Source organism: Paracoccus bogoriensis, assembly GCF_019431455.1.
In the GTDB taxonomy this organism is placed as follows: Bacteria; Pseudomonadota; Alphaproteobacteria; order Rhodobacterales; family Rhodobacteraceae; genus Paracoccus; species Paracoccus bogoriensis.
This window is the reverse complement of the sequence record NZ_JAHYSR010000067.1, coordinates 1-422: the sequence shown is the minus strand read 5'-3', so window position 1 is coordinate 422 and position 422 is coordinate 1. Positions and strand designations below refer to the sequence as shown.

Annotated in this window: 1 pseudogene; it reads right to left on the bottom strand. The window is 69.9% G+C overall.

Annotated elements, in window-relative coordinates:
* Window positions 1–56: 56 nt before the first annotated feature.
* Window positions 57–422, bottom strand: a pseudogene (locus KY389_RS15095) (hypothetical protein); the annotation flags it as partial.

Here is a 422-nt window from a genome sequence, read left to right as displayed (position 1 = left end):
GGGGATGTCCCGATGAATGTTGAAATCGGGTCGGGGCAGCGTTGCCGGGCTCATGGTTAGGCGGCCGCTGCGGTGTGGTCGACGCCGGTGGCGGGGTCTGCCTCGCGGTGGCGCAGGAGGGCGGCCTTGAGGATGGGCAGCTGCTTGTGGGCCTTGAGGCGCCGGAAGCCCTTGGCGGCCTCGAGCATGCCGGCGGCGGTCCAGCGCAAGGCCATCGTCGCGTCGTGCCAACGCGTCACGTTGCGGCAGACCTGCCTGAGTGAGGCGGGAAAGGCGGCCTTCCGGTGGACGGCCGCCCCGCCGAACGCGTTCATGGGCTCGATGATGTTGGTGCTGGAGAGCCGCGCGCCGCAGCTCGGGCGGCAAGCCCAGGCGGATCACGGTGAGGATCTCGTCGAGGCCCTCCAGGATGCTCTTCGACA